The following is a 26,376-nucleotide window of genomic DNA, read 5'->3' as shown; positions in this document are numbered from 1 at the left end:
TGAAAAACTCACCGTTAAACTTATCGCGTTATTGCGGGTAGTATTAGTATCACACTTTGTTTACTTTTTTTAACTAGAAATGTGCACTTTTTGTAAAAAAAAAGCCGCAACCAATGGATGCGGCTTAAGGGACACAAACAATTCTAAAGAATAGGATTGTTTAGAAAGGGGAGAGGTTTGTGCATAAAGGCTGTATTTAAATCGATAATTAGGCGAACGCGCCCTGTGTAGCCGTACACACATAAATATCAGCACTGTACCCTGTTTCATCAGAGTACTTGTCGGCCACGACTTGCTTCACCGCTTCAACTTTGTCGGTAGGTACAAGGGCCACTACGCAGCCGCCGAATCCACCGCCAGTCATGCGAACACCACCCGATTTACCCAGCACTTCACCAATGATCTCAACCAAGTAATCGATTGGGCGAACGGTAATTTCAAAGTCATCACGCATGGAGATGTGAGATTGCGCCATGGCTTCACTAACCGTTTCGATGTCGCCAGCTTTTAAGGCTTGGCTTGCTGCCAGTGTTCTAGCGTTTTCGGTAACAATATGCTTCGCGCGGCGATAAACCACCTCTGGCATATGTGCTTTAGCGCCTTCTAACATTTCCATAGTTGCTTCGCGTAACGATGACACACCCAATAACGACGCGCCTTGTTCACACTGCTGACGACGCAAGTTGTATTCACTGTCAACCAAACCACGTTTAACATTCGAATTGATGATAACGATTTGATGCGAGTCTGGTAGTGGTGAATGCTCAATGGCTAGCGACTGGCAATCAAGCAGCATTGCCATGCCTTCATTACCCATAGCAGAGATTAACTGATCCATAATTCCGCATGAGCAGCCTACGAACGTATTCTCGGCTTTCTGCCCTAACAGTGCAGCCTGTACGCCATCGAGGGGCAACTCATACAGCGCGCTTAACGCTTTTAATATAGCCACTTCAAAAGATGCCGAAGAGCTTAACCCAGCGCCTTGTGGCACATTGCCCGTAACCAATAAGTTAGCGCCGCCAAAATCTGGAATGGCCTCTTTAAGTACTTTCACTACGCCGCGAACATAGTTTGCCCACCCTTGTTCTTCGTCATAGTTAATGTCTGACAACGAGAACTGGTTTTGCTGATTTTCGTAGTCCATCGCGGTAACCACGATGTCGTTATCTGCGCGCTTTGTTGCCGCAACCCACGTTCCAAAGTTGATTGCAGCCGGAAATACGAACCCTTCGTTATAATCGGTGTGCTCACCAATAATGTTCACTCGACCCGGCGCATGTGCGATTAACGCTGGCGCCTCGCCGTAATGCGTTTCAAAATTAGAAGAAAGTACTTGATTATCCATTCGCATTCTCACGTTTCTTATAGTGCACTGTGGATAGTGCTTTTAATCTGTCTGCCGCTTGTTCAGGGGTCAAATCTCGCTGTGCCTCTGCCATCATTTCGTACCCAACCATAAACTTGCGTACACTTGCTGAGCGCAGAAGTGGTGGGAAGAAATGCGCATGTAGCGTCCATTCAGGGTGCGCTTCACTATCAAATGGGGCACTGTGCCATCCCATAGAGTATGGGAAAGACGTTTCAAATAAGTTGTCGTACTTCGCTGTAATTTCGCCAATGATCTTAGCAAGAGATAGCGACTGAGAATCCGAGAGCATGTGCATAGATTGCACGTCAAATCTGGGTAACAGTAGCGTCTCAAAAGGCCAAGCGGCCCAGTATGGTACAACTACAACCCAATCATCATTTTGACACACGACTCGCTCTTGCTTCGCTACTTCTTGTTCGGCATAGTCCAACAGCATAGGCGTGCCGTTATCACCAAAGTATTGCTGTAGCTGCACGACTTTTTTCGCTGGGTCGGTAGGCACATGCTGCTGCGCCCATACTTGACCATGAGGGTGAGGATTTGAACACCCCATCATTGAGCCTTTGTTTTCAAAAACTTGTACCCAGCGATAGGTTTCACCAAGTTCAGCGGTTTGTGCTTTCCACGTGTTGACTACGTCTACGCGTTCTTCATCGGAAAGCTCAGGTAACGTTTTGCTGTGATCAGGGGAAAAACAAATAACACGACTGCAGCCTTGCTCAGTTTCGAACTGAAACAGCCCCTTTTTCTCACTGGCTTGTTCTGTATCTTGCTTAAGGGCAGCAAAATCGTTTTGAAAAACAAACGTACCTTTGTAATCAGGGTTAACTTCACCATTCACGCGGGTGTTTGTTGGACATAAATAACACGTAGAGTCGTAAGATGGCTTTTGTTCGTTGTTTGGCTCTTCTGAGGCTCCCTGCCAAGGGCGCTTCGCTCTGTGAGGCGACACTAACACCCACTCACCCAACAAAGGGTTGTAACGGCGATGTGGATCGTTGGTAGGGTCGAAAGGGGTTCCCATAATCACTCTCTCTGAATTAGCCTGCTACGCTCTAATGCGCAACATCAAATAGGGTTAAACGTTTACCCTGATAATGATATAGCAAGCTTCTACGTTTATCAATTGCGTAACAAAGAAAATTAATTGTTAAATTGATAACAAATAATTTTCTTTTGTCACTACATAACGATTTCTATGCGCTGAACTTGTATCGCATACTTGCTTTGAAGGTTTCCCCGGCTTTTACGAAACAGTTTGGAAACTCGGGCTTATTGGGTGCATCCGGGAAATGCTGTGGTTCTAAGCACAAGGCACCAAGCTGATCGTCGGTTTTCAACCCGCCAGTATAAAACTGCAAACCCGGCAAGTTAGTAAATAACGACATAGCAATACCAGTATCAAGTGCCTTTACGGTTGCTTGTGGGGTATGCTCAGGCGTATCACGGAGTACATAGTTGTGGTCGTAGCCTCCCACCCTATCAAATAATGGATGGGAATTAGATTGCTCTGCCCTTTCTTTTATTGCTGTAGGTTTCGTGAAATCAAAGGGAGTATTGGCAACTTCGACCAGTTTTCCAGTTGGCAGCAAGGTGCTATCTGCGTCCGTGACTTTGTCAGCATCTATATGTAGCAATGTATTACCCACTTGCGGGTCGTTGCTCAACGTGAAGTAAGCATGCTGCGTGAAACTAAGCGGGGTTTCTTTGTCTGTGTTTGCGGTGATCACAAGAGATAACTCATTGTTTTGATCAAGGGAATAGCATGCCTCTACATTAACAGTACCGGGAAAGCCACCTTCCCCATCGGGACTAGTTAAGGTAAATGTTACAGCCACACTGTCTGTCGTCTCTTGGACGCTTGCCGCCCAAACCTTCTTATGAAACCCGGCTAGACCGCCGTGTAGATTATGTTCACCGCCATTTTTATCTAAGGTGTACTCTGTTCCATTTAACGCAAACGAGCCATGTCCAATTCGGTTTGCGTAGCGTCCTACGATCGCACCGCGATAGCTCGGGTCATCTATATAGTCTTGTAGAGTCTCGAAAGTTTGGACACAACTTACCGATTCACCTTCTGCATTTGGGAAGTGAATTTCTTTAATAATTCCACCGTAGTTAAGCAAGGTAACTGACATGCCGTTGTCGTTAGTTAACGTAAAGGCGTTTATGACTTCGCCTTCTACTTCACCAAATGCAGATACATTTATTTTCATAACAAAATTTTTACCTTAAGACGTGCTTAGTAAACTGACGCGTTCCAACCTACCACACATTTTTTATACATTAATGAATAATGCAATCTTTCAGAATGTCTAGGAGGTTATACGTTTTCCATTCTTTTTTACAGCGGTTTGATTAACAATCATAGAAGGTAAAACCACTTAGGTAATCTAACGCTCTTTATCTCTCTAATGCATCTCAGCCCCGTGAAAGACACCTTAAGCTAAGCGTTAGAATTTTATCTTTTTTTGTAAATATAATGTACGCTATGGCAATCAGGTCAATCGACACTCCACGCAATAAAACGAAGTTTGAAAGAAAATGGCAACAATAAAAGATATCGCCCAAGCCGCTGGCGTTTCATTAGCGACCGTATCAAGAGTTATTAATAATGGTCCTAAAGTGGGCAATGATACTCGCAAGCGTGTCAAAAAAATCATGGAAGAAATGGGTTATCGTCCCAACGCTAATGCGCGGGCACTTGTAACCAAACGTAGCGCATCTTTAGGCGTTGTCATTGCTGAGCTCCACGACCCATTTTTCGCTATGTTAGCCCACGGTGTGGAATCCATTACCCGTAAAAATAACGTTCAAATTTTATTAAGTGCCGGCTCTATTGAAAAAGAGACTGAACTTCGCGCTATTGAAACACTGCTAGAGCATCGAGTAGAAGCCATGGTAGTGCACAGCAAAGCACTGGATGACGAGACCCTGATCGGTTTTGCAAGCCAAGTTCCAGGCTTTGTATTAATTAACCGCTATATACCAGAGATAGCAAATCGTTGTGTGTGGCTTGATAACGTAACCGGTGGTCGCCTTATGGCGGAATATGCCATCAACCAAGGCCATGAACATGTCGCGGTGATAAGCAGTCAGTATCGCATAGACGATCCTAATCATCGCCTCGAAGGGATTAGAAACGCAGTTAACAATGCGAATTTAAGCTTGCCTGAAAGCATGATTGAATATGCTACGCCCGATCAGGAAGGTGGTGAACTGGCAATGCAAAACTTGCTTGCTACTGGTGCAAAATTCACTGCTGTTTTGGCATATAACGATGCTATGGCATCTGGTGCTATGACCATGCTGCAGGACCATGGTATTTCAGTTCCAGAACAAGTTTCTGTGATGGGGTACGATGATGTGCTGTTAGCAAAGTACTGTCGTCCTAAATTAACGACTCTGCGTTATCCAGTAGAAATGATGGCAGCAAAAGCGGCAGAGCTAGCGTTAAAGTATGCATCGGGAAGCAAACCAGAAGATGGGCTTACCTTTAAATATACTCCTACAGTAGTAAAACGAGATTCAATGGTTAGGGTTTAGCTGTTCGCTTTCCTTTCAGAAATTAATAGACCAAAAAAATACCCGCCTATGGCGGGTATTTTATTTAATCACTTACAAGCCAGTTTGATGGATGATTAATCGTAATTCGATGTATAGTTGAGCAACTGTATTCTAAAAATTTCATGACACCAAACTATTGACAAAAATACCCGCTTGATCGTTTTGCCTCGAACTTTTATCCCCAAAGAGCAAAATTGCCTGATCCTGCACAGCTTTACGATCAAAAAAGATTAAGATCGAGCACAGTTGCTCTACAGCGCTTGATTTAACTGACATTTCGTGATCCGACCAGAAAGTAATGAAAAGATCGTGATCTGTTGTTCTATATGGCTATTAACAGACTTACCAACAAGGTTTTCCACTACTTATCCACAACGAGTAAGGTTTCTATTACTGAGTGAATCTTGCTAAAAACTGTTTGTACTCTTGTATGGCATAGTCACTTTTTAGCGTTGCGTTGTGCGTCGCACCAGGAATGACCGAAATATACTTTTCGCTACTTGATGCATCTTCTAATAGCTGCTGACTAATCGGGTAAGGCGTTATTTTGTCTTCCTCACCCACCACCAGCCATAGTGGTCCTTCATAGTGACGCAAGATTGGGGCTATTTGCATACTATGAACTTCATCGTGAAGCTTCATGTTTGTGAATGAATTAGAGAAGCCTGGCACCATGTTGGCAATTAAATCAGAGATGTTATTGAAAGCGCCGTCTAAGACTAAAGCGTCTATCTTTCTATTTGCAGCAACATAGCTTGCGAAATAGCTGCCTATACCTCGGCCGTGAACGATAGTGGGAATTGAGGCGTCAAACGCACTTTCTACATAGTCAAACTGGGTTAACGCATCTTGTTTAATAGCGTTAATACTTAAGTCCTTCGCTTTATCACTGGCTCCTACTCCCTGATAATCGAGCCACAATATATTAGCGGGCAACTTACCCAGTCTATGAATAACGCTGTTGTTTTCGCTTACAGGCATACGATTGTCTGCAAAGAAAACAATGTTAACAATAGGGTCAGGGTAAGAAACAGCAACGCCTCTCAAAGTTAACCCAGCTTCATTTTTAACTTCAACACGGGTTATGCCCGCTGAGGTTTTGTCTTTTTGAATAGCCGCGTGTAGCTTCGTAGTATCAAGGGGCTTTTGCTGAGTATCTTGATAAAAGAAGGCCGAAGGGGACACGTTAATTGCGCACCCAATAAGTGACACACTTGCAACTACACTGATTACCGCGTTTTTTAAGCTCATCATTAAAGAACTGTCCGTGTTGAATGGTTATGGCGAAATTTTTATTCAGGTTACATAGGTGTAATGGTTGTGTCGCTGATCAAAAACTCGCTCAGCAAAATCAACAGTCCCACACCTATGCTAAACAAGCTGTAACAGTTTGCAACAGTTGTTCTGTTTCTTAGCGATACAAACTTTCTTATACTAAAGACAATATTACTTGCATAATTTATCTGCATAAAACAAAAATAATTTAATGAAAAGTAGAACATTTTCCATGTCTTACGCTACATCACCAGCTCGGCTTATTGTTGCCTGCTGTGCCCTACCCTTGCTTATTGCCTGCGAGTCTACGCCACCCGAGCTTGACTCATCATTAATTCCTGCGTCGCAGAGAAAAGACTATCAGCTAACCATGTCTAAAGCGAAAGCTTGTCCAATTAACTTGGCAGAACTAATCGACATACGGTCGAGTAAAGACTTGCTCGTTGGAAGCAGTAATGTAACAGAAGACACGCTCTATTCACTGTTACAGCAAAGTTTAGAAGCGATGAATGTCAGCCCAGATATTGAAGCAGCCAACAGCGTGAAAGTAGTACTAAACCGCGCGTTTATAAAAAGCTTAGGAAGTAATATGGTTGCCACCGTGGTGCTCAATGTTAAGTACAAACCTGACTATGCCGATGAGTATTCACCCGCCACCACCTTCAGAGGGCAAAGCATGAATGTGAACGCCAGTGTCAGTGAAAAAGAGAGCAATCAGATTGCTATCGATGCAATGAAAACCGCCATTGATGATGCCACCAAACGTATAAAGTCTTCACTGTTACACAACTGCGGAAATGCGCTAAGCGAACTAGAGGCGGTATAAGCCTAAGAAACTATATAGTGAACGCGATTGAGTGCGCGTAAGCCCTAAGCTCGAATTTTCAATCAGGGTAAGATTCAGTAGATAAGCCGCGTATTATCGACCATAAAGCACGCCATGCCGCCGTCAACCGCCGCTTTTCGTCCCATGTCGGTATCTTCAAACACCACACAATGCTGTGGTGCTACACCCATTAATTCTGCCGCACGCACAAAGGTTTCAGGGTGAGGTTTACCTTGAGTGACGTCATCGGCAGTAACCAGCGCAGATAATTGGGCTAGCAGGCCGTGTTCATTTAACACCATTTGCGCGTGCTGCCTATCTGAACCTGTCCCCACTGCAATGGGCATGCTTCCCTTATAATGGTTAAACACGTCCAGGGTATCTTGGATAAGCCTTGGCACATGGTCTAGCCCTTCAAACGCCTGTTTTTTATATAAAGCAACCTCTGCTGGATCATGGCTTTTGCCATACTTTGCATTCATAAGATGTACAGTTTCAAAGGTAGGAACACCACCTAAACTGTATTGGTAGTCTCGGTCGAAGGGATAACCAAACGCATCGCACGTAAGCTGCCACGCATCAATATGCGCGCCCATTGAATCGACCAAGGTGCCATCCATATCAAAAATAATGGCTTTGTAGCTGCTTAGGTCAATCATGGTCTTCGCTTCCGTTTCAAAAATAGTGTGATGCTAACCTTTCATGGTTGCAATGAAATAAGCAACTATGCAGACAACACGTCTCGCGCTTTTACCGCATCAAAATCACGATCAACTTTCAGGTATACCGCGTTATTTTGACTGTTTAATGTCACTTCCAACACACCAGGCACTAACAGCAGCTCGGCTTCAATGCTGGAAACATTTGAACTATCAAAATCTCCATTCATCATCACACGCTTAACCCGGCTCACTTCTTTAACACCAAGAATAATAAAAAGCCAAAGCAGGGTGCTAGCAGCACCAATGCCATAAGCTAACTCTTGCGACCAAATATCGGTGACGAAACCTGAAATTACACCGCCCAAAAACGCACCGAAAAATTGAAAACTGGCGTAGAGGCCCATGGCCGTTCCTTTTTGTCCCGCAGGCGCAATGCTCGACACCAATGCAGGGAAATTCGCTTCCAAATAATTAAAGCCGGTAAAGAAAAGCACTACGGCCGCGGTAACCCACCACCAGCTATGGTCCTCTAAACTCAGCGCCAAAAACGCGCCGCCCATTAATACAACGCCGGTTACAAGGAGCGATTTAGGCGTACGGCCTCTTGCTGCTCCCATCATGATAATTAAACCTACAATTGACGCGCCTAAAACGGGTAAGTAGACCGTCCAATGACTGTCTAGCGTCATATCAAAATTCAGTAGCGTAACGGGCAGTTGAACAAACAACAGCGTTATCATCATGTGTAGAATCATCACGCTGATATTTAAACGCCATAACTGAGAAGAGAAGACTAAGCGCTTTAGCTGGTCTTTTTGTGGGAGTGTATCGCCACTGCTCAGCTGCACACCGTTTGGCACTACCCACTTAACCAGCGGCATGCAAAGAATGGCCAGAATACCAGTAATACCAAACACACCCGCAAGCCCGTAGCTGTTCGCAATAAGAGGCCCTAAAATAACGGCTAAATAGAATGAAAAGCCAATGGCTATGCCTATAATAGCTAACACTTTGGCTCGCTGACTTTCCCGGCTTACATCGGTAGCTAGCGCCATTATCGCGCCTGCAATAGCCCCTGCGCCCTGGAGAATACGCCCAACAATCATCATGGCCATACTGTCGGCGTTTGCTGCTACAAAGCTTCCTAATGCAAATACAGCAAGCCCTAGCAAAATAACGGGTTTACGCCCCCATTTGTCAGACATCATACCCATAGGAATTTGCAGCGCAGCTTGGGTTAGGCCATATCCACCCACGGCAAGCCCTACCAACAGCGGCGAGTAATCTGGATAGTCCATTGCGGCTACAGCCAATACAGGCATAACCATGAACAACCCCATCATGCGTAATACGTAAACGGAGGCGAGTGCAAGCGCGGCGCGCAATTCCAAAGCGTTCAAAGCGTCTGTGTCCCTCAATAAATAGAATCAAAAAACAAAATCGTGCGCAGAGAACACCTGTTTCTGCAGCGATAATAACAAGGCCGCGAAGTGTAGCATAATACCAGTCCGCATAGACAATTGCCCACTTACCTTAAATTCGATTAATACAATTGGTACTTTTCTCACTGATGAGATTGATTTGGCCCTTTCGCACCTTAAGGGGTTTAAAAGTGGGGATAAAATCACCATTTTACAATGCAGTTCGGATGTTGTGTTCGTGAGCTTGTTTCCGCGAGGTGATCTGCTCTCTCCACTCACAGTATAACTTGATTGTCATATCACTTTACTTGACACCTATGGCATACTGATTCTTTAACTCTCATTTAGGCTTCAATGGATAAAATCGAAATTCGCGGTGCTCGCACCCATAATCTGAAAAACATCGATTTAACACTGCCACGAGACAAACTGGTGGTGATTACCGGCCTTTCCGGCTCGGGCAAATCGTCTCTTGCATTTGACACGCTCTATGCAGAAGGTCAGCGTCGTTACGTTGAATCTTTGTCTGCCTACGCTCGTCAGTTTCTTTCTATGATGGAAAAACCCGATGTTGATCATATTGAGGGTTTGTCACCTGCAATATCCATTGAGCAAAAATCAACGTCACATAACCCTCGTTCAACGGTGGGTACCATCACTGAAATATACGACTACCTGCGTTTAATGTTCGCGCGAGTGGGTACGCCACGCTGTCCTGACCACGATGTGCCGCTAGATGCGCAAACGGTCAGCCAAATGGTCGATAAAGTGTTAGCGATGCCCGAGGGCAGTAAGTTAATGCTGCTAGCACCTATTGTTAAAGAGCGAAAAGGCGAGCACGTTAAGACGCTGCAAAACCTGTCTGCTCAGGGCTTTATTCGCGCGCGAATCGACGGTGAAGTGTGTGACCTATCTGATCCGCCGCCTCTCGATTTGCACAAGAAGCACACCATTGAAGTTGTGGTTGACCGCTTTAAGGTGCGCGACGATATGGCACTGCGTTTGGCTGAATCATTCGAAACGGCGCTTAGCCTTGCTGGCGGCAACGCGGTTGTGGCTGATATGGACGATAAAGACGCAGAAGAAATTGTGTTTTCTGCTAATTTCGCCTGCCCACACTGTGGTTACAGCATCAGTGAGTTAGAGCCGCGCCTGTTTTCATTTAACAACCCAGCGGGCGCCTGCCCTACCTGTGACGGCTTAGGCACAAGACAGTTCTTTGACCCCGCACGCGTAGTCGGCAATACCGAATTGAGTCTGTCTGGCGGCGCTATTCGCGGATGGGACAAGCGCAGTTATTACTATTTTCAAATGCTACAGGCAGTAGCAGACCATTATAAATTTAGCCTTACCGCGCCATTTGAAGAGCTCGATGAAAAGCACCAAGACATTGTGCTTTACGGGTCTAAAGGCAAGTCGCTGTCGTTTAAATACATAAATGAGCGTGGCGACGTAATGGAGCGCAAGCATCCATTTGAGGGCATTATCCCTAACATGGAGCGTCGCTATCGCGAGACCGAGTCAAACTCGGTGCGTGAAGAGCTAGCAAAATATTTAAGCCAACAGCACTGCAGTAGCTGTAACGGCACGCGTCTGCGTGTTGAAGCACGTAATGTATTTATACAAGACACCAACCTGCCAGCCATTGCTGACATGTCGATTGCGGATGCGTACGGATTCTTCGAGACACTGAAACTTGAAGGTCAACGTGCTCAGATAGCCGAGAAGATTTTGAAAGAAATCATGGACCGCTTGCGCTTCTTGGTAAACGTAGGTCTTAACTATCTTTCTATGTCGCGCAGCGCCGATACCCTATCGGGCGGTGAAGCTCAGCGCATTCGACTGGCAAGTCAAATCGGCGCAGGCCTAGTGGGCGTTATGTACGTGCTGGATGAGCCCTCTATCGGTCTTCATCAACGGGATAACGAACGCTTACTTGGCACGCTTACGCACTTGCGTGACCTGGGTAACACAGTGTTAGTTGTAGAGCACGACGAGGATGCCATTCGCGAAGCCGATTACATTGTAGATATTGGCCCGGGGGCGGGTGTGCATGGTGGTGAGATTATCGCCGAAGGGTCACTTGAAGATATCAAAAACAGTGAACACTCACTTACTGGAAAGTACTTATCTGGTAGAGAGAAGATTGATATTCCTGCAACACGCACGCCGGTAAAAGACGACAAGTGGCTAGAGCTTTTAGGCGCTACCGGCAACAACTTGAAGTCTGTTGATTTACGGATACCTACTGGTGTAATGACCTGTGTAACCGGTGTATCGGGCTCGGGTAAATCAACGCTGATTAATGACACCTTCTACAAAATAGCGCAGCGTGAGCTGAACAAGGCGACCACGTCTGAACCGGCACCGCATAAGTCGATGACCGGATTAGACCAGCTAGACAAAGTGGTCGATATTGACCAAAGCCCTATCGGCAGAACGCCGCGCTCTAACCCAGCGACTTACGCTGGCATTTTCACTCCAATTCGTGAAATGTTCGCCGGCACTCAAGAGTCGCGTTCACGGGGTTACAAGCCTGGTCGCTTTAGCTTTAACGTGAAAGGAGGTCGCTGTGAGGCGTGTCAGGGTGACGGCGTAATTAAAGTGGAAATGCACTTTTTGCCAGACGTATATGTGCCTTGTGACGTATGTCAGGGCAAACGCTATAACCGTGAAACCCTTGAGATAAAGTACAAAGATAAGAACATTCACGAAGTGTTGGAAATGACGGTGGAAGATGCCCGTGAGTTCTTCGATGCTATTCCGGCTATTTCACGTAAATTGCAGACGCTCATGGACGTGGGCTTGTCATATATTCGACTAGGCCAAGCAGCCACTACCTTATCAGGTGGTGAAGCGCAGCGCGTGAAATTGGCGAAAGAGTTGTCAAAAAGAGACACTGGGCAAACACTCTATATCTTGGATGAGCCAACCACCGGGTTGCACTTCCACGATATTAAACAGTTATTAGCCGTCCTTCACAGACTGCGCGATCACGGTAATACCGTTGTGGTTATTGAGCATAACCTAGATGTGATTAAAACCGCAGATTGGATTGTTGACCTTGGACCGGAAGGTGGATCCGGAGGTGGCCAGATTATTGCAGAAGGAACACCTGAGCATGTGGCACAACAAGAAGTTTCACATACAGGTCGATTCCTGAAACCCATGCTCACACAAGCTTGAGCCGGTAACGAGGTAAATCCGTTAGCGTAAAGTGCACTCGTTTTCTATTTTGTTGCTGTGTAATTTACACAGCAGCTTGTAAGAAGTGCTCGTTGACGTTTATTTACACGTTTTTCCTTGCTGGTCAGAGCTTGTATTGGCAAATCATACGTTACGATGATTTTTGTGTATTTTTGCAGTAAGAATTGCTGGAGCGACAACTAATGAACCAAACGCCGCCATTAGCCTTAGTGAAAACATGGTATCACCTACTGTCATCATCAGAAGACAATGATGTAAAAGCACGCGCACAAGAAATGCTGTTAAAAGCCTTCGAGTCGCCTGAGGCCATCGCGATTTATCTAAAAGAACACAATATCCTTAAGCACTGATCAAAAAAGCCTTAGCGTAGTATGGGTTACTACGCTAAGGCTTAGCATTTCTTATCTAAACAAAGTGCGCGATTTTACGCGTGTTTCGCCGCTTGAATAGCTAATCCTTCGCACACCGAGTTGAAGGCGTCATTCTCTAATCGCGGTAAACCGGTAAGCAGGTTTTCATACAGCGCATCAACGACGATTGGTGATAAACTCATACCACCTGTAATCATCACCACTTCTGGCTTTTCACTGCTGTTTTCCAAGCATTCCACCACTAGTGCTTTCACTTTATCAATCCACGGTTTTAACGCCTTTTTAAGTGACTCTTGCGAAATCTCCACATCAAAATCATCTTCGATGTAGTGTAGCGGCAAGGTGATATTCTGCTTACTCGACAGTAATTCTTTGGCTAATCGAGCCGAGTTCACCACACGGGCAGACAACTTGTTCTCTTGAACGATAAGCAAGCGTTCTAGTTGGGCAGGCTCTTTAATCACAGACATGGTTTGAGAAATATCTAACCCGTAATCGTCAGAGAAAAAGCGAGTAAGAGCAGGAATGTTATCAACCGCACACATATCAGAGAAGTACGTGGGCGGAACAGGAAGCCCGTTAATCATCTTAAGGCCCATTCCCATTTCTGGGGCAATAGCCTTAAGCACCAAGCTTTTGTCGCAATCCATACCGCCTAAACGTCTGCCTGTTACCGATAGAACATCATCTTTGCGATCAAGCTGGTTGGAACGCTCGGGAGAAAGCTTAATACAGCAAATATCCGTGGTACCCCCACCAATATCTACAATCAGCGTAGTGGTATCCCTTGGTAGGGTTTGCTCAATTTTATACGCCGCGGCGATAGGTTCATCTAGGAAATTAACCCCTGTAAATCCGGCTTTCGTCGCCGCTTCAGTCATAATTTGTATGGCCTGCGCGTTCCCCTCTTCACCGCGGGTGCCGTGAAATTTAACAGGACGGCCAATAACCGCATTATTAACAACCTTGCCTAACTGCTGCTCTGCGCACTGTTTAAAATACGCCAACTGCTTAGCAATAATACCGATGAACGCTTGTTTTTGATCGCCGTCTAGCGAGGCGCCTAGAAAGTTCTTAGGTGAATAAATTAGACGGCCTTTATCAGGCATTTTAAGAAAGCGCCTAAACCCCTCTTCACCAAACGCAAACTTACCGTGCTCTACCAAGCGCAGCAAAGGAATTTCGTCTAGCGACATGGCATGCATCAATTGTGCAATAGCTTTGCGCTGTAATGCAGGCTTGTTGTGCAAATCACCGCGCAGCGAGTCGATACGGTCGCTATACATCGCCTGTTCTTTTGGATCTTTTGCCGAATAATAGCCGTCCTTCGCCTTATCTATTTGCTCACTGATAACGCGCTGTAACTGCGCCACTTTCGCTTCAACCATGGCATCAGGAGGCGGCGGCAGTTCATCTTCAAAATAGATGAACACCGAAGAACGGATTTTATTGCCCTTCTTATCTAACGGGTCGAGTTTGATGTGCTGATGGGCCGTTCCATCAAAATACACAACCTCAGAATTTGATGTACCGTAGTCAATCCCAATCGCAGTCATAGTATGTTCGCTCAAAAAGTTAGAAGCGGATTGTAAGTAAATACGAAAGTGCTTTCTAGCTTTGTATGTAATTGAGCTATATTGCTTTTAATAGAGCTATTGCAGCATTTAACTCTGAGTCACTGGCTGTATGCCCGTCCCAAGATACCGCCTGTGGCACAAAGTCCTCTCGATATGAGCCGTTCACATGGTAAAGACGTTCAAAACCCAGCTCTAAAGTTATGGTCGAATCGGGTAGTTGAAATTGATTTATCCCGCCAAGCAAATCAGCCATGGGTGTGCCGATTACCGCCTTTGCACCAATGGCATCAAAGCCAATAGCCATACCTTCTCCCATACTGCCGGTCCAATGACCAACGAGTACCACTACTGGCTTACTGTAATAAGGTAATGAAGGGGTAACATAGGCCAAGTGTAGCTCTGCTTCTTGGTAGGGTTTACCCGCATTTTGAATTTTGTAACCTTGATATGCGGTTTTGGCATTTACAAAGTGCCCCAAAATAGGCTCAGCCACGCCAGTGTTTCCCCCGCTCGGCGTATTGCGCAGGTCAATCACTAACCCTTGTGTTGATTCAAGTGACTCAAGGGCTTCTTTGAACGCACGAACGGTTTCAAAATTACCTAGATTATTATTAAAGCGGATGTACCCTATTCCCTCTTTCTGCTTAACTATCAGAGGAGCTTTTGTTCGAAGTAGATTAATAGCAGCGTAGCTAGCTGCTAATTGCACGCGTTTGGCATCATCAAAATCAGACGCCACTTCAATGTGTCTTTCTTGATTGCGACGCCCACCTAAAGCCACGTTAACCGCCCACGTTTTGTGTGCGTCAGTAATCGGTAGCGATGTGTTTCCAAAAACGCGATGTATTGCGACTTCAGTAGACTCGCCGTCAATGCCCACAATCACGTCACCTAAGGCTAACTGGCTATTGGCAGCAGCACTGCCCGCTTTAATACGTGTTATAACAAAGTCATCACCCTGCTTTTCCACCCAAATATCAGACCCCGTTGGCGTGACGCTGTAGTCCGTTTCGTTTAGCGGTGATACGTTAAAATGCGGGTCGATAAAAAACTGCTTCACCACCTGCAATACGTCGACAAACTCCTCTTGCGTTGTCGCGTTTATTGCAAGGGGTTGGTAATACGCTTTTAAAGCTTCCCAGTCGGTAGGTGCCGTATCTAAGTAGGCGTAGTTATCTTCAACAGTTTGAACAAAGGCTTGCCAGCTTTCTTTCGTATTGAAACCCTGGCTTTGTGCGCAGCTGCTTAGTGGAAGAAGTAGTGACAACAATAAAATAATTCGATAAATCATAATGTTCCCTATTATGAATAGGAGTGATAAGGAAATTGTTCATTTAAGCGCGTAAGAAGCGATTGTTTTTTTAGCGCCTGCTCCATGCTTTTGAGAGAGGCTTCAAGATTTACCTCTATCTCTTCCCAAAGGGCATCATATACGTCTTCAAATTCTTGCATTATCGTCACTATCTGCTCTGCCTCGGCCTTTGCTTTAGGCGCAATATCGTACACACGCTTTCGCGAGTCTCGTTCATCTGGCACAGAAACAAAAAAGCCATCTGCAACACTTTGCTTCAACCGACTTTCAATAAGTTGACGTGAAAGGCCAATGTGACTTGCTAGCTCAGTTGACGAAAGAGGCCCTTGAGTATGAATCGCCAGTACTAGAGAAATACGATTTGCAGGCAGACTAATTTTAAGCGCTTCAAATACCTCTTGGCCTTGAGTTGCAATAAGCTCGCTAGCACGCAAAAGTATTGCGCCAAACTGAGGACTTCTGATCATAAATAGGCACCTTGTGATTTTTCTTCAAACTCATTTATGCAAATATTTGCGCAAAAATTTTCATAAATCAACTTATTTTTGAATATGTATGTTTTGGTTAGGTGTTAAAAATGTTTTCCAACCGAATCAATTACTGTTTGATAAATGACTGAAATAGCTGCGGCATAATGCTAGAGTGAAAGCTAAATAAACAATGAACCCTACTAAAAAAATATGAGCCATTCAGTACCATTAGTTACGTCATTCGACGTACGTTTTTGTGAAACAGATGCCTTACAGCATGTAAGTAACACAGCATTAGTCGCTTGGTTTGAAGCAGCCAGAGAGCCTATTTTCAGAATGTTTACCCCTGAGCTAGACTTACAAAATTGGCCGCTAATTTTAGCCAGCTACAAAGTCGATTTTTTAGCTCAAATTTTTTATGGCAAACCTGTGACGGTTAAAACCTACATTAGCCGGCTAGGCAATAGTGCATTCGACGTGTTTCAAGAGTTATGGCAAGACGATAAGCTGTGCTCAACAGGCATTACCACCATGGTACATTTTGACTATAAAACACAGCGCTCTGCGCCTATCCCGGATAAAGTGAAATCAGAACTACAATCTCACTTTAAAGAAGTACCAAATCAGTAATAAAGCGCAGTACGAGGTATCCATGAGCGATTTAATTGAAGTTATTGATGATGTGTTACCACCAGAGCTGTGCAAACAACTCATGGAACGCTTTGAAAGCAGCCCTAATTTGTCTCAAGGCCGCACCGGTGGTGGCGTCGACTTAGATAAAAAGCGCAGCATGGATGTATCGATAAGTCGCAACCCGGAATTTAAAGACTTATTTCAGCAAGTGATGCAGCACACTGGGCAGCAGCTGGTCTCCTACATTGAAAAGTACTACTTTGCGCTTGTTGGGCCTATTGGCTTGACCGTACGCCATCCCAAAACTGGTGAACCGGTAAAAGTAACAGGTGAAAATTTTGATGAAGTGGGTAAACCCAATTTGGCAAATTTGGTAAATTACCTGTTTCGGGTCGGCGATGTAAATGCACAGCGCTACACCGCAGGCAATGGTGGCTACCCGTACTGGCATTCAGAAGTCTATCCACAGCTTCAACATAACGATGCACTGCATCGCGTATTGCTGTTTATGTACTACTTAAACGATGTGGAAGAAGGCGGCGAGACGGAGTTTTACTACCAAAACCGTGCGGTTAAACCCAAAGCTGGCAGAATGGTGATTGCGCCCGCTTATTTTACTCACACGCATCGCGGCCAAATTCCAAAAAGTAATGACAAGTACATTTTAACGTCTTGGCTTCTGTTTAACCGCGCTGAACAGATTTATACGCAGGGCTAGCTTAACGATAACTTCGTGATGATGTACTCTAGCTCGCTGTACTCATTTTTGTCGATAGGTAAGAAGGGTGCAGGTAAGCTAGGCGTTTCACAGTAGCCCAAAATTTCTGCCGCGGCTGCAACCACACGCAAGCCGCCGCCATTGCGCGCAAACATGCTCCATATTCCACTTAACGCTTGTGACTGAGCCTGTGCATCAACAGCATTACCAGACTGAGCGGCGTCGATTATGCGCATTACGGTTCGCGGGAATATCCCCCCTATAACAGAAAGCCAAAGGTCACAACCTTCACTCATTCCTGCCGCGCCAAAACTATCACCACTCACGCCTATTGCAATGTGTGCAGGCACTATCTCTCGCAATGATGCTAATCGGCGAGCGCCTTCGCTATTGATTGCTCCAGAGGGTGAGATATCCATGCTAGCGCTTTTGGCAAATGGAGTGCCGGGTATTTTAATCGCTCCGATATTCGGTAATTTTCCTATGCGGCGGTATAAATCATCGCTGAAGGTAAAATTAGTCACACGAGGATTTTCGTAAACGCAGATAGGCACAGATACCTCGTGACTCACTGCTTCATATAGGCCATACACTTCTTCTTCGTTAAGCACTTGATAGGAAACGGGTGCTAACAGCACAGCATTAACACCTGCTTGCTGCACAGCTTCAACGTTTTTTAGCACGTCATAGGTGCGCAGCGCCCCAACACCTGCCATAACAGGGATGCCTTTTGCGTGGTCGACGGCGAGCTTTGCTACCTCGTACTTTTCCTCTCGCGTTAGATAAGGATACAGCCCAGTAGAGCCTATCGCGCAAATTGAATCTACATTCGCCGAAGCCAAATTATCAACAAGCCCTTTAAACGCTTTATAATCAATAGCTTCTTGTTTGAATGGAGTAATGGGAAACGCTGATAATCCTGTAAACACCTGATGTCCTTTTTAAACGTTTAATGCTTAAAACCCTTCTACGGCTTCGCCTTTCAAACGGTAACCTACAGACGCAATGTCGCCTTTCCAACCGTCAGTCGACAGTTCGCCGGTTACCCAAATTGCATCGTAAATATTATCTATGCGCACACCTTCTTCAAATTTTACGTAAACAATTTGATTAGACGGCGGCGGTGGTACGTGAATACAGGCTCCGAAATATGGAACAAGTAAGAACTCAGTGGTTAGCTCTGCCGTACCTTCTAGCGGCACAACAAAACCCGGGATTTTCACCCGTTTACCATCAAAGGTATCGACAACGGGTGCATCTGGCTGAAGCTGACTCATCTCGCCATTGTGTTGAACTGAAGGTGGCGCGAGCTCATTAAAGCCCTCAGGCACTAGGTCTTCCCAATATACTTCTACAGGAGCTTTGGCAGGTGCTTCATCTGCCTGTGCGTTGAAAGTTACAACCATCATTATTACAGCAAACAATGAAGTCATGGATAATTTATGGTGGATCATACTGCTCTCTATCGTTGAGTATTTTGTTCGCTTTTTTGTATCGGCTTTTGCTTGTCGTTTTCAATCTTCACTTTTTAGCCACATACAAAAAGGGCTGGTATTACACCAGCCCTTTGTATCATCAATTTAAAGCAGCGTGAATTATTCTGCTTCGAAACGCGCGATGCTTGCGGTAATTTCTTCTTTTGCAGCGGCAGCGTCTGCCCAACCGTCAATCTTCACCCATTTGCCTTCTTCAAGATCTTTATAGTGCTCGAAGAAGTGCTCAATTTGCTTAAGAAGAAGCGGAGGTACGTCTGCAATTTCTTTAACGTCACGATAGATAGTAGAAAGCTTGTCTACTGGTACCGCTAGTACTTTTGCGTCTTTACCAGACTCGTCAGTCATGTTTAGTACGCCAACTGGACGACACTTAATGACAGAACCTGCAAGTAGTGGGAACGGAGTCATTACTAGAACGTCAACTGGATCGCCATCTTCAGACAACGTGTTGTTCACGTAACCGTAGTTAGTTGGGTAGTGCATGCAAGTTGCCATGAAACGGTCAACAAATAGTGCACCTGTGTCTTTGTCTACTTCGTACTTCACCGGGTCAGCGTGTGCTGGAATTTCGATGATCACATTTACTTCGTCTGGTACGTTTTTACCAGCAGAAATAGCACTTAAGCTCATTCTTTGGTCCTTTCAATGATGTATAAGAAATTTTGGGTTAAGTATACGGTGACAGCAGCAAAATAAAAACGCTTTACGACCCATGTCGTACTAATCTCTTTATTTTTCGTTAAATTTTGCTGCTTTTTCGCTATTTCGCGTTGTCGTTGTAGCTCAAGCACATCTCAACTTCTTCTTTAGAGCCGATAATGCACGGTACACGTTGATGAATTTCTTCAGGCATAACTTCCAGAATTCGACCAGTGCCAGTTTCTGCTTTTCCACCTGCTTGCTCCATTAAGAACGCCATCGGGTTGGCTTCGTAAAGTAAGCGTAATTTACCTGGCTTAGACGGGTCTCTGTTATCGAATGGATACATAAAGATGCCACCGCGACAAAGCAAACGATGGATATCACCCACCATTGCCGCTACCCAGCGCATATTAAAGTTTTTGCCTCTAGGGCCATCTTTACCTGCTAGAAGGTCGGCAATGTATGCCTGCATTGCAGGTTCCCAATGACGCTGGTTCGACGCATTAATCGAAAACTCTGACGTTTGCTCAGGTACTTGAATATTAGGGTGAGTAAGCAGGAAACCACCGTGGGTTTTATCAAGCGTATAAATGTGCGTGCCGCGACCCGTCGTCAACGCCAGCATAGTAGACGGACCGTAAAGCACATAGCCTGCAGCTACCATCTGCGTTCCAGGCTGTAAGAAAGCAGACGGATCATCTGGTTTCATCCACTGAGGCGCATGGGTAATAGAGAAAATAGTACCAATTAGGCTGTTAATTTCAGTGTTTGACGACCCATCTAGCGGATCGAAGCTTACTAAGTAATTACCGTCTGGATTACACGGCACAACGTCATCTTCTTCTTCAGACGAAATGGCTTTTACGTAGCCAGATTCCCTTAGCGTGTCTTTTAAAATGTGGTTAGAGATAACGTCGAGCTTTTTCTGTGTTTCGCCCTGTACGTTTTCTGAAAGGGTTGAACCGAGCACGCCAGCAAGTGCGCCTTGACTCACGCGGAAAGAAATTTCTTTACAGCCCGCTAGCAGTGTACGAATGAGTAAAATTAACTCAAGCGGTGCACCGTCTTGTTGCAATTGGGAATTTAAACGTTTCATTGAATGTAAGCCTTTTTTTCGTGTGTAGGGTGTTGTGCTACCAGTCGCTCAGCTTTCCTTACCGGCGTTTGTCTGAAGCACACACAGGTTTTAAACCTGTGATTAGATTGTAACCGTGTTCTTGGGTAAGTGGAACACGCCCGTAAAATGTCATACACACACCATACCAGTTTGCACATCATAGATTCATAGGTGTTTAGCGTATTACAACGGCTTAAGGCATTTACTGAATGATTAAAATTGAATTATCTATAGGCCACGGGGTTCTGATACAGTACCCCAATAACATGATAATTCATTGAGAATGCGCTATGCATGTACATATTTTAGGCATTTGTGGAAGTTTTATGGGCGGCATCGCCGCTATTGCTAAATCACTCGGCCACAAAGTAACAGGGTCTGATAAAAACGTTTATCCGCCCATGAGCACCCAGCTTGAAGCATTAGGCATTGAGTTGACCGAAGGTTATTGCGAAAGCCAGTTTGATCCAGCGCCAGATATGGTAGTAATTGGTAACGCGATGTCGCGCGGTAACCCCGCCGTTGAATACGTGTTAAACCGAAACCTGCCTTACACTAGCGGCCCACAATGGCTGCTTGATAACTTACTAAAAGATCGTTGGGTCATTGGGTTATCAGGTACCCACGGTAAAACAACAACTAGCAGTATGGTCGCGTGGATTTTAGAACACGCTGGTCTTAACCCTGGTTATTTGATTGGCGGCGTACCAGAGAATTTTGGCGTATCGGCTCGCGTGGGTGAAAGCCCCTTCTTTGTCATTGAAGCTGACGAATACGACAGCGCATTTTTCGATAAGCGTTCTAAGTTCGTACACTATCGCCCAAAAACCTTGGTAATTAACAACCTTGAGTTTGACCATGCAGATATTTTTGCTGACCTTGGGGCTATTCAAACCCAGTTCCACCATTTGGTTCGCATGGTGCCAGAAAACGGGCTTATTCTTACACCTAACAATACGCCCGCAATTGAGGATATGCTCAAGAAAGGTTGCTGGTCTTCTCGCCAATCGTTGGGCAAAGAGTGGCATGCAGAACTGTTAAAGAAGGACGGCAGTGAATTCAATGTATTACATAACGGCGTTATAGCTGGAACGGTAACCTGGGCTTTGGTTGGTCAACACAATGTGGACAATGCTTTAATGGCCATCGCTGCCGCCCACCATGCAGGTGTTACCTTACCTGATGCCATAGACGCCTTATCATTTTTTAAGAATGTTAAGCGTCGCATGGAAGTAAAGGGTGAAGTAAACAACATCACCCTTTACGACGACTTTGCACACCACCCTACTGCAATTGCGACTACACTTGATGGACTGCGCAAGAAAGTGGGTAATGCCCGTATTCTGGCTGTGCTAGAGCCGCGCTCTAACACGATGAAAATGGGTGTGCACAAAGATACGCTGGCAAACTCATGGCAGAAAGCCGATGAGGTTTACCTTTTTGAACCTGAAGGCATGGACTGGTCGTTAGTCGATTCGGTAGCGCACAGCAACGCGCCTACGCACTGCTTCAGAGATGTTGAGAAGATCGTTCAAGGCGTTTGCAACGTAGCACAACCGGGCGATCATATTCTTGTAATGAGTAACGGCGGTTTTGAAGGCATTCATGGCCGATTACTCGACGCCCTAAAAATGAAGTCCAAATTGTAAATAGACAGAATAAAACGAAGTGTTACCCGATAGACAAGCGCATTATGCTTGTCATCTACAGAGGCTATACAATGAAACATGACAAGCAAGTCACACTTGCTATCACAGGCGCATCTGGCGCGCCTTATGCGCTTACACTATTGAAATCGCTAGTTAACGCCGATTATCAGGTGTATGTATTAATCTCTTCCGCTGCCAAAGTGGTGTTTGCCACCGAAGAGAACGTCAAGATTCCCGGGCGACCCGAAGACGCTGCCGCGTTTTTTACCGAGCATTGCAATGCAAAGCCAGACCAAATCAAGGTTTTTGGCAAAGAAGAGTGGTTTTCACCAGTAGCTTCAGGCTCAGCGGCCCCCGCAAAAATGGTGGTTTGCCCGTGTTCAACAGGCACCCTGTCGGCCATTAGCATTGGCGCTAGCGACAACCTGATTGAGCGCGCAGCTGATGTCGTTCTAAAAGAGCGTGGACAACTTATTTTGGTGCCTCGTGAAATGCCACTTTCTTCTATTCATCTAGAAAATATGCTCAAGCTTTCGCAAATGGGTGCTACTATTATGCCTGCAGCGCCTGGCTTTTATCACAATCCTAAAACTATCGATGACTTGGTAGATTTTGTGGTGGCGCGCATACTAGACCACCTAGGTATTGAGCAGTCTCTTGTCGCAAGATGGGGCTACCAGTCTTCCAAACATTCTGAGGATTAACCATGTTCGCGTTTGCAAACAGGATTTGCGCAGTTGCGCTGAGCACGCTATTTACATTGTGTATTTCATCACCCGCTTTCGGATGGGGGCAAACCGGTCACCGAGTGACTGGCGCTATTGCCGAGCAATATCTTAGCCCTCTTTCACAAGCTGCACTAATGGAGTTATTACCACACGGTTCGTTGGCTGAAGCCTCAACTCACGCTGACGAAATGCGTTCTGACCCCAGCGAATTTTGGCAGAAAACCGCTAGCCCTTGGCACTATGTATCTGTACCTGAAGGAAAGACCTACGAAGAAGTTGGCGCACCAAAGCAAGGTGATGCGGTTACCGCGTTAAAGCAGTTTACTGAAACGTTAAAAAGCGACACCGCCACCGTTGAAGAAAAGCGTCTGGCCCTTCAGTTCATTGTGCATATTATTGGCGACCTTCATCAGCCGCTTCATGCCGGAAACGGAACTGATCGTGGCGGTAACGATGTAAAAGTGCGCTTCTTCTGGCAAGACTCTAACTTACATCGCGTGTGGGACTCGCAAATGCTAGATCAGCGTGACCTGTCGTACTCAGAGTGGACGTCTTGGTTAACAAAAGCTATTACGGCTAAGGATATTCGCAGTTGGGCCACCACCGACCCTATGGTGTGGATTGAAGAAAGCACCGCTATTCGCGATACCATTTATCCTGATGACGCAAACAATATGAGCTATGACTACTTATACAACCACCTGCCTACTGCTAAAAAGCGTTTGCAGATGGCGGGAATTCGCATTGCCATGTATTTGAATAGCGTGTTCGAAGAAGCGAATAAATAGTCTCGCTTCAACCTAGCTGGCGCAGTAAAAGATAAAAAACGGAGGTTTTTGGCCTCCGTTTTCTTTTTAATTAATCATTTATTTCGCTACCAGTAGCATTTGGCTAACCAAAAAGGTTTAGTCTAAATCTAACGGCTCAGGAGAGAGAATAACGCCCGTGCTATCAGCATACAAATGATCTTCTGGTAAAAACGTTACGCCACCAAAGTTAACGGGCACGTCTACCTCACCAATACTTTCACACTCAGCATTTACTGGAATGGCGGCTACCGCCAAAACACCGATATCTAATTCGGCAAGGCTATCAACTTCTCGCACGCTGCCGTATATCACAACCCCTTCCCAATCGTTGTCGATTGCAACTTGAGCAGAGGATGCATCGAACAGTGCACGACGGCTAGAACCACCGCCGTCAATAAGCAGTACTTTTCCAGCGCCGGGCTGAGCAAGTACTCGGTCGATAAGGCCTCTGTCTTCAAAGCATTTAATTGTGGTAATTTCACCACCGAAAGAATACCGGCCACCAAAGCTCGCGAAAATTGGATCTACCACGTCTACGCTATCAGCAAACAAATCGCATAATTCAGATGTGTTGTATTCCATCGTTCTGCCTTACTAAAATTGAGAAGACTAAAATTAAGTGAAAACAAAGCGCTGCTTACGCTTCTAAAACTAGCATAGCATTAAATGTGGCAATGCAAACGTTTGATTTCACGCCTTTCGTCGAATTTTCTACTTTTTTTAAAACTCATCAAAACTTGCTCCCCTCTCCCCCAAATGAGCACATATTTTGCTTAGCTTTTGTCTTTTACAGCCATTCCCAATATCTGTTCGCCAGGACAAAAGTAAAAGCGAAGCTCGCTGTCAAAAAAGTTTCTTTTTTTCGTCACCCACTGGTCACAGATGAACTTTAGCCTGTGCAGTAATTAACCGATAGGGGACAAGGCGATGTTGATTAAATCCTTGACCAAATACGATACTGACTTGTTTTATCGCCTGTACAAACTGACGCAAAAAAGAGACTGCAGAAGTATTATTTGGCTGTCGAAAACCGGCGATGGTTACCTGTACCTTGTTATCGGTGCGCTGCTTTGGGCATTTGAGCCTGAACACGGTGAGCTTTTCCTCTACACAGCGCTGATGGCTTATGCGCTGGAATTACCCATTTATGTGCTGCTTAAGAAAATGTTCAAGCGCCCTCGCCCTTGCGATTTTCTAATGAATTTAACAGCACATGTCACGCCTTCTGATAAATTTTCTCTTCCTTCAGGCCACACGGCAGCAGCCACATTGATGGCGAGCATAGTGGCTCATTATTATCCATCGTTTGCGGTATTGGCTTACAGCTGGGCCGCGTTAATTGGTCTTTCACGTGTTTTACTGGGTGTTCATTACCCATCAGACGTGATCGCAGGGACGCTTCTAGGCGTTACAATAGCAACGTTGAGCATTTCTATTCTGGGGTAGCATGAGATTATTGTATGGTGTGCAAGGCACCGGTAACGGACACATCGCCCGTGCGCGAATAATGGCTGCAGCTCTGGCACAGCGCGATGACATTAACGTTGACTTTGTGTTTACTGGTCGCCCCCCTGAGAAGTATTTCGACATGGAAATATTCGGAGAATACCGAACCTTTACTGGCCTGAGCTTTATCACCAAAGGAGGTCGGGTTGATAAATGGGCGACCGTTAAAGATGCAAATGTAAGCCAGTTTATTAAAGACGTGAAAGCCTTTGATACCAGCAACTACGATTTGCTGGTCAATGACTTTGAGCCCGTTACGGCGTGGGCAGCTAAACAGCAAGGTCTACCTTCTATTTCGATTAGCCATCAGGCTGCATTTGCCTACGACGTCCCTAAAAGTGGCAACACGATTTTCGACTCCTTGCTAATGAAAGTGTTTGCACCAACAGAGATTCAACTAGGTGTACACTGGTATCACTTCAACCAACCAATTATTCCGCCATTCGTTGCAGAAAAGCCGATTGTGTCTTCGGGAAATGGTCACGTTCTGGTTTACTTACCTTTTGAAGATATTGAAGATGTTCAACAAATGTTGGAACCGCTAAGCGATCAGGTTTTCGAATGCTTCCACCCGAACATCGATGAAGCGAAAGAAGTGGGACATATTCATTGGCACCCAACGTCTAAGAAGCACTTTCAAAAAGCCCTACAGCACGCCAGCGGCGTAATTGCCAATGGGGGGTTTGAGCTATCGAGTGAGGCACTTCAACTGGGCAAGAAGCTGCTTATAAAACCTTTACACGGCCAATTTGAGCAACTATCGAATGTGCTTACGTTAAATAAATTGGATTTATGCCAAACCCTGTTTCAACTTGATACCGACATTGTTGAAGAGTGGCTAGAAGCTCCTGACAACGAAGCAATTGCCTTTCCAGACAACCCCAACATTCTTATCGATTGGCTTAAAAACAAAGACTTTTCTGATACGCAAAGCCTGTGCGATGCGCTTTGGAAAAACGTTCGATATGGGGATAAAACACAAGAACGATTATTGGCTCTTGCAATTTAACGCCGCAAT

At 45.4% G+C, this 26,376-nt stretch carries 25 protein-coding genes; 11 read left to right on the top strand and 14 right to left on the bottom strand.

Features of this window, described 5'->3' with window-relative positions; translation table 11 throughout:
* Positions 1-208 precede the first annotated feature (208 nt).
* The 3 genes from galK to NO989_RS03885 all read right to left on the bottom strand — a co-directional run bounded on the left by galK (position 209) and on the right by NO989_RS03885 (position 3,588).
* Complete coding sequence (gene galK, locus NO989_RS03895) at positions 209-1,348, bottom strand: galactokinase (RefSeq protein ID WP_014947879.1); 1,140 nt, start codon at positions 1,346-1,348, stop codon at positions 209-211.
* Positions 1,341-2,396: a UDP-glucose--hexose-1-phosphate uridylyltransferase gene (locus tag NO989_RS03890; RefSeq protein ID WP_014947878.1), complete on the bottom strand. Its 1,056-nt coding sequence runs from the start codon at positions 2,394-2,396 to the stop codon at positions 1,341-1,343. The genes galK and NO989_RS03890 overlap by 8 nt, the downstream gene beginning before the upstream one ends.
* A 172-nt stretch (positions 2,397-2,568) precedes the next feature.
* Complete coding sequence (locus NO989_RS03885; protein WP_156085758.1) at positions 2,569-3,588, bottom strand: aldose epimerase family protein; 1,020 nt, start codon at positions 3,586-3,588, stop codon at positions 2,569-2,571.
* A gap of 328 nt (positions 3,589-3,916) precedes the next feature.
* Between NO989_RS03885 and NO989_RS03880 the strand changes: the two genes are divergently transcribed.
* The gene (locus NO989_RS03880) at positions 3,917-4,918 is read left to right on the top strand and encodes a LacI family DNA-binding transcriptional regulator (protein WP_371342054.1); all 1,002 of its coding nucleotides are present in this window, start codon (positions 3,917-3,919) and stop codon (positions 4,916-4,918) included.
* Between the two features lie 411 nt (positions 4,919-5,329).
* On the opposite strand, the gene NO989_RS03875 is transcribed toward NO989_RS03880, so the two are convergent.
* Entirely contained in the window at positions 5,330-6,193 is an 864-nt protein-coding gene (locus tag NO989_RS03875; protein WP_014975369.1) for an alpha/beta hydrolase, read from the bottom strand.
* Positions 6,194-6,425: 232 nt separating this feature from the next.
* Here NO989_RS03875 and NO989_RS03870 point away from each other — a divergent pair, with 232 nt between their 5' ends.
* Entirely contained in the window at positions 6,426-7,040 is a 615-nt protein-coding gene (locus NO989_RS03870; protein ID WP_232306440.1) for a hypothetical protein, read from the top strand.
* A gap of 74 nt (positions 7,041-7,114) precedes the next feature.
* Here the strand turns inward: NO989_RS03870 and NO989_RS03865 are convergent, their stop codons facing one another.
* On the bottom strand, positions 7,115-7,699 hold the full coding sequence (locus NO989_RS03865; protein ID WP_014977981.1) for an HAD family phosphatase: 585 nt from the start codon (positions 7,697-7,699) through the stop codon (positions 7,115-7,117).
* Positions 7,700-7,764: 65 nt separating this feature from the next.
* Positions 7,765-9,102, bottom strand: a complete 1,338-nt coding sequence (locus NO989_RS03860) for an MFS transporter (protein WP_014977980.1) — start codon at positions 9,100-9,102, stop codon at positions 7,765-7,767.
* Between the two features lie 375 nt (positions 9,103-9,477).
* On the opposite strand from NO989_RS03860, the gene uvrA reads away from it, so the two are divergent.
* On the top strand, positions 9,478-12,309 hold the full coding sequence (gene uvrA / locus NO989_RS03855; RefSeq protein WP_371342053.1) for an excinuclease ABC subunit UvrA: 2,832 nt from the start codon (positions 9,478-9,480) through the stop codon (positions 12,307-12,309).
* A gap of 203 nt (positions 12,310-12,512) precedes the next feature.
* Positions 12,513-12,680 (top strand): hypothetical protein, encoded by a 168-nt coding sequence (locus NO989_RS03850; protein WP_012516741.1) that lies wholly within the window; start codon positions 12,513-12,515, stop codon positions 12,678-12,680.
* A 74-nt stretch (positions 12,681-12,754) separates the two neighbouring features.
* On the opposite strand, the gene NO989_RS03845 is transcribed toward NO989_RS03850, so the two are convergent.
* The 3 genes from NO989_RS03845 to NO989_RS03835 all read right to left on the bottom strand — a co-directional run bounded on the left by NO989_RS03845 (position 12,755) and on the right by NO989_RS03835 (position 16,057).
* Entirely contained in the window at positions 12,755-14,257 is a 1,503-nt protein-coding gene (locus tag NO989_RS03845) for an Hsp70 family protein (RefSeq protein WP_371342052.1), read from the bottom strand.
* Positions 14,258-14,333: 76 nt separating this feature from the next.
* Positions 14,334-15,569: a S41 family peptidase gene (locus NO989_RS03840; protein WP_371342051.1), complete on the bottom strand. Its 1,236-nt coding sequence runs from the start codon at positions 15,567-15,569 to the stop codon at positions 14,334-14,336.
* 11 nt (positions 15,570-15,580) lie between these two features.
* The gene (locus NO989_RS03835; RefSeq protein ID WP_370137845.1) at positions 15,581-16,057 is read right to left on the bottom strand and encodes a MarR family winged helix-turn-helix transcriptional regulator; all 477 of its coding nucleotides are present in this window, start codon (positions 16,055-16,057) and stop codon (positions 15,581-15,583) included.
* A gap of 213 nt (positions 16,058-16,270) precedes the next feature.
* Between NO989_RS03835 and NO989_RS03830 the strand changes: the two genes are divergently transcribed.
* Both NO989_RS03830 and NO989_RS03825 read left to right on the top strand, forming a co-directional pair.
* Positions 16,271-16,690, top strand: a complete 420-nt coding sequence (locus NO989_RS03830) for an acyl-CoA thioesterase (protein ID WP_370137846.1) — start codon at positions 16,271-16,273, stop codon at positions 16,688-16,690.
* Between the two features lie 22 nt (positions 16,691-16,712).
* Positions 16,713-17,411 (top strand): 2OG-Fe(II) oxygenase, encoded by a 699-nt coding sequence (locus tag NO989_RS03825; protein ID WP_014975360.1) that lies wholly within the window; start codon positions 16,713-16,715, stop codon positions 17,409-17,411.
* On the opposite strand, the gene NO989_RS03820 is transcribed toward NO989_RS03825, so the two are convergent.
* From NO989_RS03820 to NO989_RS03805, 4 genes are all read right to left on the bottom strand, one after another.
* Complete coding sequence (locus NO989_RS03820; protein WP_370137848.1) at positions 17,408-18,340, bottom strand: dihydrodipicolinate synthase family protein; 933 nt, start codon at positions 18,338-18,340, stop codon at positions 17,408-17,410. The genes NO989_RS03825 and NO989_RS03820 overlap by 4 nt on opposite strands.
* Before the next feature lie 27 nt (positions 18,341-18,367).
* Entirely contained in the window at positions 18,368-18,865 is a 498-nt protein-coding gene (locus NO989_RS03815; RefSeq protein WP_081099423.1) for a DUF3299 domain-containing protein, read from the bottom strand.
* 141 nt (positions 18,866-19,006) lie between these two features.
* Positions 19,007-19,537, bottom strand: coding sequence for an inorganic diphosphatase (gene ppa, locus NO989_RS03810; RefSeq protein WP_014947861.1), 531 nt, complete (start codon positions 19,535-19,537; stop codon positions 19,007-19,009).
* A gap of 130 nt (positions 19,538-19,667) precedes the next feature.
* Positions 19,668-20,645 (bottom strand): class 1 fructose-bisphosphatase, encoded by a 978-nt coding sequence (locus NO989_RS03805; protein ID WP_014947860.1) that lies wholly within the window; start codon positions 20,643-20,645, stop codon positions 19,668-19,670.
* Between the two features lie 311 nt (positions 20,646-20,956).
* Here NO989_RS03805 and mpl point away from each other — a divergent pair, with 311 nt between their 5' ends.
* The 3 genes from mpl to NO989_RS03790 all read left to right on the top strand — a co-directional run bounded on the left by mpl (position 20,957) and on the right by NO989_RS03790 (position 23,831).
* Positions 20,957-22,315, top strand: a complete 1,359-nt coding sequence (gene mpl / locus NO989_RS03800; RefSeq protein ID WP_081099320.1) for a UDP-N-acetylmuramate:L-alanyl-gamma-D-glutamyl-meso-diaminopimelate ligase — start codon at positions 20,957-20,959, stop codon at positions 22,313-22,315.
* Between the two features lie 71 nt (positions 22,316-22,386).
* On the top strand, positions 22,387-23,019 hold the full coding sequence (locus NO989_RS03795) for a flavin prenyltransferase UbiX (protein ID WP_014975357.1): 633 nt from the start codon (positions 22,387-22,389) through the stop codon (positions 23,017-23,019).
* A gap of 2 nt (positions 23,020-23,021) precedes the next feature.
* Positions 23,022-23,831: a S1/P1 nuclease gene (locus tag NO989_RS03790; RefSeq protein WP_014977970.1), complete on the top strand. Its 810-nt coding sequence runs from the start codon at positions 23,022-23,024 to the stop codon at positions 23,829-23,831.
* Positions 23,832-23,948: 117 nt separating this feature from the next.
* On the opposite strand, the gene rraA is transcribed toward NO989_RS03790, so the two are convergent.
* Entirely contained in the window at positions 23,949-24,434 is a 486-nt protein-coding gene (rraA, locus tag NO989_RS03785) for a ribonuclease E activity regulator RraA (protein ID WP_014947855.1), read from the bottom strand.
* 345 nt (positions 24,435-24,779) lie between these two features.
* Here rraA and NO989_RS03780 point away from each other — a divergent pair, with 345 nt between their 5' ends.
* Together NO989_RS03780 and NO989_RS03775 are read left to right on the top strand one after the other, a co-directional pair.
* A complete protein-coding gene (locus NO989_RS03780) occupies positions 24,780-25,298 on the top strand; it encodes a phosphatase PAP2 family protein (protein ID WP_014947854.1) in 519 nt (172 codons plus the stop codon).
* A 1-nt stretch (position 25,299) separates the two neighbouring features.
* Entirely contained in the window at positions 25,300-26,367 is a 1,068-nt protein-coding gene (locus NO989_RS03775) for an MJ1255/VC2487 family glycosyltransferase (RefSeq protein ID WP_049587089.1), read from the top strand.
* The last annotated feature ends 9 nt before the right edge of the window (positions 26,368-26,376 follow it).

The sequence above is a fragment of the Alteromonas sp. DY56-G5 genome (assembly GCF_041414725.1).
Classification (GTDB): Bacteria; Pseudomonadota; Gammaproteobacteria; order Enterobacterales; family Alteromonadaceae; genus Alteromonas; species Alteromonas macleodii.
The sequence above is the reverse complement of the archived record's forward strand: the minus strand, read 5'-3'. Positions and strand labels throughout refer to the sequence as shown.

What these genes read in the sequence shown, in the direction of transcription:
- galK (WP_014947879.1), bottom strand. Translation starts at nt 1,348, where the DNA reads ATGGATAATCAAGTACTTTCTTCTAATTTTGAAACGCATTACGGCGAG.
- NO989_RS03890 (WP_014947878.1), bottom strand. Translation starts at nt 2,396, where the DNA reads ATGGGAACCCCTTTCGACCCTACCAACGATCCACATCGCCGTTACAAC.
- NO989_RS03885 (WP_156085758.1), bottom strand. Translation starts at nt 3,588, where the DNA reads ATGAAAATAAATGTATCTGCATTTGGTGAAGTAGAAGGCGAAGTCATA.
- NO989_RS03880 (WP_371342054.1), top strand. Translation starts at nt 3,917, where the DNA reads ATGGCAACAATAAAAGATATCGCCCAAGCCGCTGGCGTTTCATTAGCG.
- NO989_RS03875 (WP_014975369.1), bottom strand. Translation starts at nt 6,193, where the DNA reads ATGATGAGCTTAAAAAACGCGGTAATCAGTGTAGTTGCAAGTGTGTCA.
- NO989_RS03870 (WP_232306440.1), top strand. Translation starts at nt 6,426, where the DNA reads ATGAAAAGTAGAACATTTTCCATGTCTTACGCTACATCACCAGCTCGG.
- NO989_RS03865 (WP_014977981.1), bottom strand. Translation starts at nt 7,699, where the DNA reads ATGATTGACCTAAGCAGCTACAAAGCCATTATTTTTGATATGGATGGC.
- uvrA (WP_371342053.1), top strand. Translation starts at nt 9,478, where the DNA reads ATGGATAAAATCGAAATTCGCGGTGCTCGCACCCATAATCTGAAAAAC.
- NO989_RS03850 (WP_012516741.1), top strand. Translation starts at nt 12,513, where the DNA reads ATGAACCAAACGCCGCCATTAGCCTTAGTGAAAACATGGTATCACCTA.
- NO989_RS03845 (WP_371342052.1), bottom strand. Translation starts at nt 14,257, where the DNA reads ATGACTGCGATTGGGATTGACTACGGTACATCAAATTCTGAGGTTGTG.
- NO989_RS03840 (WP_371342051.1), bottom strand. Translation starts at nt 15,569, where the DNA reads ATGATTTATCGAATTATTTTATTGTTGTCACTACTTCTTCCACTAAGC.
- NO989_RS03835 (WP_370137845.1), bottom strand. Translation starts at nt 16,057, where the DNA reads ATGATCAGAAGTCCTCAGTTTGGCGCAATACTTTTGCGTGCTAGCGAG.
- NO989_RS03830 (WP_370137846.1), top strand. Translation starts at nt 16,271, where the DNA reads ATGAGCCATTCAGTACCATTAGTTACGTCATTCGACGTACGTTTTTGT.
- NO989_RS03825 (WP_014975360.1), top strand. Translation starts at nt 16,713, where the DNA reads ATGAGCGATTTAATTGAAGTTATTGATGATGTGTTACCACCAGAGCTG.
- NO989_RS03815 (WP_081099423.1), bottom strand. Translation starts at nt 18,865, where the DNA reads ATGATCCACCATAAATTATCCATGACTTCATTGTTTGCTGTAATAATG.
- ppa (WP_014947861.1), bottom strand. Translation starts at nt 19,537, where the DNA reads ATGAGCTTAAGTGCTATTTCTGCTGGTAAAAACGTACCAGACGAAGTA.
- NO989_RS03805 (WP_014947860.1), bottom strand. Translation starts at nt 20,645, where the DNA reads ATGAAACGTTTAAATTCCCAATTGCAACAAGACGGTGCACCGCTTGAG.
- mpl (WP_081099320.1), top strand. Translation starts at nt 20,957, where the DNA reads ATGCATGTACATATTTTAGGCATTTGTGGAAGTTTTATGGGCGGCATC.
- NO989_RS03795 (WP_014975357.1), top strand. Translation starts at nt 22,387, where the DNA reads ATGAAACATGACAAGCAAGTCACACTTGCTATCACAGGCGCATCTGGC.
- NO989_RS03790 (WP_014977970.1), top strand. Translation starts at nt 23,022, where the DNA reads ATGTTCGCGTTTGCAAACAGGATTTGCGCAGTTGCGCTGAGCACGCTA.
- rraA (WP_014947855.1), bottom strand. Translation starts at nt 24,434, where the DNA reads ATGGAATACAACACATCTGAATTATGCGATTTGTTTGCTGATAGCGTA.
- NO989_RS03780 (WP_014947854.1), top strand. Translation starts at nt 24,780, where the DNA reads ATGTTGATTAAATCCTTGACCAAATACGATACTGACTTGTTTTATCGC.
- NO989_RS03775 (WP_049587089.1), top strand. Translation starts at nt 25,300, where the DNA reads ATGAGATTATTGTATGGTGTGCAAGGCACCGGTAACGGACACATCGCC.